The organism is Pseudomonas sp. HMSC067G02, from assembly GCF_001813485.1.
Taxonomy (GTDB): domain Bacteria; phylum Pseudomonadota; class Gammaproteobacteria; order Pseudomonadales; family Pseudomonadaceae; genus Pseudomonas; species Pseudomonas aeruginosa.
In genome coordinates, this window is record NZ_KV812667.1 from 617 (window position 1) to 4,527 (window position 3,911).

The window sequence follows — 3,911 nt, forward strand, 5'->3', positions numbered from 1 at the left end:
CGGGACGCTGGAAGTCGTAGTCGTTGAGGCTCAGTGAGCCGGACTGCACCTCGCGCGCCATGTGCCAGTCGTAGAAATGGTCGCGCTCGCGCTGTTCCAGGGTCGGCGGGTAGTAGGGCACGCTGGCGTAGTTCGGCGGGCTCTGGTGCGCGCCGTAGGCGTCGGAGAGCACCAGGATGTGGCGGCTCTGCTCATGGCGGAACCAGTAGTAGATGCCTTCCTGCTCCATCAGCCGGCTGACGAAGTCGAAACTGGTCTCGCGGTACTGCACGCAGTATTCCCACTCGCGGTAGGAGCGGCTCAGGGCGTCCTCGAAGTCGGAGAAGCCGAGGTCGCGGAACACCTGCTTGATGATGTCCGGGACCTTCTGGTTCTGGAAGATGCGGCAGTCGGAGGTGCGCGTCAGCAGCCACAGCCAGGGGCGCAGGGTGACCTGGTAGCTGGCGAACTGGCCGTTGCCGGATCCCTGGCTGCAAGCGGCGACGATGCCGTGGAAATGCCGCCGGCTGCCGTCGTGCAGTTCCAGCGCCAGGCTGGCCGGCTTGCCCAGCAGCCCGTCGAGTGGCAGGTCGGGGTTTTCCGAGATCAGTTCCAGCTCGTAGGCGAACGGCCGGCCGAGCTCTTCGCGACCCTCCATTCGCTGCAATTGCAGGACCTCCGCGCCGAGCGGACTGTCGACCCGGACCAGGCGGGTCTGTTGCGCAAGTGCCATGAAATCATCCTTGATCCACGTCCATCACTGGCGCCGTTGGAGCGGCACCACCCAAGCAGCATAGGCGCGGATGCGGTGGAAAGGGGAGATGCGTGACACAGATTCCGACGAGCGCCCCGACCGACGGCGAACAGGCAGAAGGCCATCACGAAAGGCCGCTTCGGGCCAGGAAAGCCTTGATTCGCGAGCAACATTCCGTAAAGCTTTTGTCCAGCAATGACTCACTCAGAATCCTAGGGAAGGGGTTAACACAGTGACGCTCTATCGCCTCCACGAAGCCGATCTCGAGATTCCCGATGCCTGGCAGGACCAGAGCATCAACATCTTCAAGCTCCCCGCCAGCGGCCCCGCCCGCGAAGCCAGTTTCGTCATCAGCCGCGACGCCAGCCAGGGCGACGCGCCGTTCGCCGACTATGTCGCCCGCCAACTGGAAAACGCCGAGAAGCAATTGCCCGGCTTCAAGCTGCACAAGCGCTGGGACATCAACATCCACGGCCACGCCGCCGTGCTCCTCGACTACCAGTGGCAGCGCGAGGGCCGCGACCTGATGCTGCGCCAGGTATTCATCGAGCGCCGCCCGGCGGTGCTGATCACTACCCTGACCACCACCCCGGCTGACCTGCCGCACCACGAGCCGGCCTGGAAGCAGGCGATGCAGACCCTGGTCCCGCGCCCGACCCCTAGCTGATCCGAGTACCGACGCATGGATGCGCAAGCCGCCGCCCGACTGGGCGATGAGATAGCCCACGGTTTCGGTGTCGCCGCGATGGTCGCCGGAGCCGTGGCCGGAGCCCTGATCGGCGCCGCCGTGGTCGCCGCCACCGCCGCCACCGGCGGCCTGGCCGCGGTGATCCTGGCCGGTTCGATCGCCGCCGGCGGGCTGTCGATGTTCCAGATCGTCAAGGGCCTGACCACCATCTTCGAGCTACCCGAGCCGACCACCGGGGTGCTCATACGCGGCAGCTTCAACGTCTACGTGAACAGTCGCAACGCGATGCGCGCCGGCGACGACGTCTCCGCCACCTGCAGCGGCCTGCCGCTGAACCATCCGCTGTGGCCGTTCCCGGTGCTGATCGCCGAAGGCAGCGCCACCGTGTACATCAACGGCAAGCCGGCGGCGCGCCTGCAGAGCAAGATGGTCTGCGGCGCGCACATCAAGACCGGCAGCCAGGACACCTTCATCGGCGGCCCCACCGAGCGGGTGGCCTTCGTCCTCGACCTGGAGGAATGGCTGCACACCGGCCTCGAGGCGCTGGGCCTGGCGGCCCTTGCCGGCGGCCTGCTGCTGGCGGCGATGGCCGGGGTCGCGGCGCTGGTTGGAGTGGTCGCCATCGGCGGCCTGATGATGGGCGGCATGGCCCTGCTCGGCGACCTCGGCGACCGCTTCGGTCCCGGCTACCGCGACCTGTTCCAGGGCGTGGCCGGCATGGCGCTGCTGGGCTTCGGACCGAAGATGGCACGGCTCGGCAACGCACCCAAGGGCGCGCCGAAGACCCAGGTGCCGAAAGGCTTCGAGAAGGTCTATGGCAAGGCGCCGGCAGCCAAGGCCGAGATCGACGCGGTGGCCGACGGACTGGCGGCGAAGCACGGCGGCAGGGTCGCCAAGGCACCGATCAAGTCGCGCGAACGCGCCATGCAGAAGATCAACAACGACTACAAGGGCGATCCGACCAAGATCAAGGATCTGGCCCGCAACACCATCATCGTCGAAGGCGACAAGGTGAACACCGTTGCCGCCGAGCTGGCCAACCGCGGCGCCAAGGTCAAGGTGATCGACGGCAACGCCGACCCGCTCGGCTACAGCGGGGTGAACTCGACGATGAACACCAAGGCCGGGATACCCGGCGAGATCCAGGTCAACTCGCCGGAGATGATCTACGCCAAGGAGTCGGAGGACATGGCTCGCATCCTCCTCGGCAACGACACCTACGACGCGGTGGCGGCCAAGGCCGGCGTACCCGGAGGGCAGGGCCACAAGTACTATGAGGACTGGCGGGTACTGGATCCGAAGTCCCCGGAGGCCCAGGCCATCGCCGAGAAGAGCCGGGCGTACTACGACGCAGTGAGGAAAGGCAATGGCAATTGAAAAGGGCGAAGCGTTCGCCAGGCGCGATATCTACATCGACTACGACTTCGAAGACGTCACCTACCGCTGGGACCATCGGCAGGGCACGATCCACGTGCGCTTCTACGGCGAAGCCGAATCCCCCGAGCCGGTTGAGCACGACAACCGCCTGTTCAACGATGCGCTGCGTTTCGGCCGGGAAATCACCCGCGAGGAGTACGAGACGGGCTTTCCCAAGGGCTGAAGCGGCGCAGCCATGTCCCCCGTGAACTATGTCGAACGCGCCCTGGCGCTGGTCGCCGAGCGGCTGGCCCGGCATCCGCAATGCGGGATGCTGCTCTCCGTGGAAAAGCAGTTGCTGTACCTGAAAGCCGTGCTGCTCGACCGCAGCCTGGACCGTTCCGCGTTGCACCGGCTGAGCTTCGGCGGCATCGCCGGGAAAGAGTTCGAGGAGACCGACCCGGAACTCGCCAGGGCCCTCAAGGACGCATTCTACGTCGGCATACGCACTGGCCGCGGCCTGAAGGTCGACCTACCCTGAGCGCAACACCATCGGTCTTGAGCGACCGCCGCTTCTGCCTGGCGAGGACATGTGCGAATCGTCAAGGCTCCCGCGGCGTCCTGCCCAAGGGCGGGCAGCCAGGATGCCGCCGCCTCAGCCCTTCGCCGGCGGCGGAAACATCGCCTGTACCTGGCCGTCGATGGTGCCCTGCACGCCCTTGCCCTTGGCGTCGACCTCGCTGGCGCCGCCGGAATTGAGGTCGAGGCGGCCGCCGGTGTCGATGTTGCCGTTGCCGCTGGCGTAGAGGTTGAAGGCGCTGCCGGAGATATTGATGGTGCCGTCGGCGTTGAACTCCACCACGCTCTTGCCGCAGACCAGGCGGATCTGCGCACCGGCCTCGATCAGGTAGGTGCCGGTGACGCTGTCGCTCTTCGCCCCGCCCACCAACAGGGTGTCGTTGAGCTTCACCGCGCGGGTGCGGTTGTTGCCGATGCGCGCCAGCTCGTCGTGGCCGATGCTCTTGTTGCGGTCGTGGCCGACCGACAGCGAGGCATCGTTCTCGACCAGGTTGTCCTGGTTGCGCTCGGCGTGGATGTATAACTGCTCGGCGCCCTTCTTGTCCTCCATGCGGA

Annotated in this window: 4 protein-coding genes and 2 pseudogenes; 4 read left to right on the plus strand and 2 right to left on the minus strand. The window is 66.3% G+C overall.

Annotated elements, in window-relative coordinates:
* Window positions 1-712: pseudogene (gene vgrG1b, locus HMPREF2914_RS13605) on the minus strand (type VI secretion system spike protein VgrG1b); the annotation flags it as partial.
* A 253-nt stretch (window positions 713-965) separates the two neighbouring features.
* On the opposite strand from vgrG1b, the gene eagT6 reads away from it, so the two are divergent.
* From eagT6 to HMPREF2914_RS13625, 4 genes are read left to right on the plus strand one after another with little or no spacing between them, the layout of a single operon-like run.
* On the plus strand, window positions 966-1,400 hold the full coding sequence (gene eagT6 / locus HMPREF2914_RS13610; protein ID WP_003083692.1) for a type VI secretion system effector EagT6: 435 nt from the start codon (window positions 966-968) through the stop codon (window positions 1,398-1,400).
* 15 nt (window positions 1,401-1,415) lie between these two features.
* Window positions 1,416-2,798 (plus strand): T6SS effector (p)ppApp synthetase Tas1, encoded by a 1,383-nt coding sequence (gene tas1 / locus HMPREF2914_RS13615; protein ID WP_023092250.1) that lies wholly within the window; start codon window positions 1,416-1,418, stop codon window positions 2,796-2,798.
* Complete coding sequence (gene tis1 / locus HMPREF2914_RS13620) at window positions 2,788-3,021, plus strand: T6SS immunity factor Tis1 (RefSeq protein ID WP_003083689.1); 234 nt, start codon at window positions 2,788-2,790, stop codon at window positions 3,019-3,021. The genes tas1 and tis1 overlap by 11 nt, the downstream gene beginning before the upstream one ends.
* 12 nt (window positions 3,022-3,033) lie before the next feature.
* A complete protein-coding gene (locus HMPREF2914_RS13625; protein WP_003111794.1) occupies window positions 3,034-3,318 on the plus strand; it encodes an immunity protein Tsi6 family protein in 285 nt (94 codons plus the stop codon).
* A gap of 114 nt (window positions 3,319-3,432) precedes the next feature.
* On the opposite strand, the pseudogene HMPREF2914_RS13630 reads toward HMPREF2914_RS13625, so the two are convergent.
* Window positions 3,433-3,911 (minus strand): annotated as a pseudogene (locus HMPREF2914_RS13630) (type VI secretion system tip protein VgrG); the annotation flags it as partial.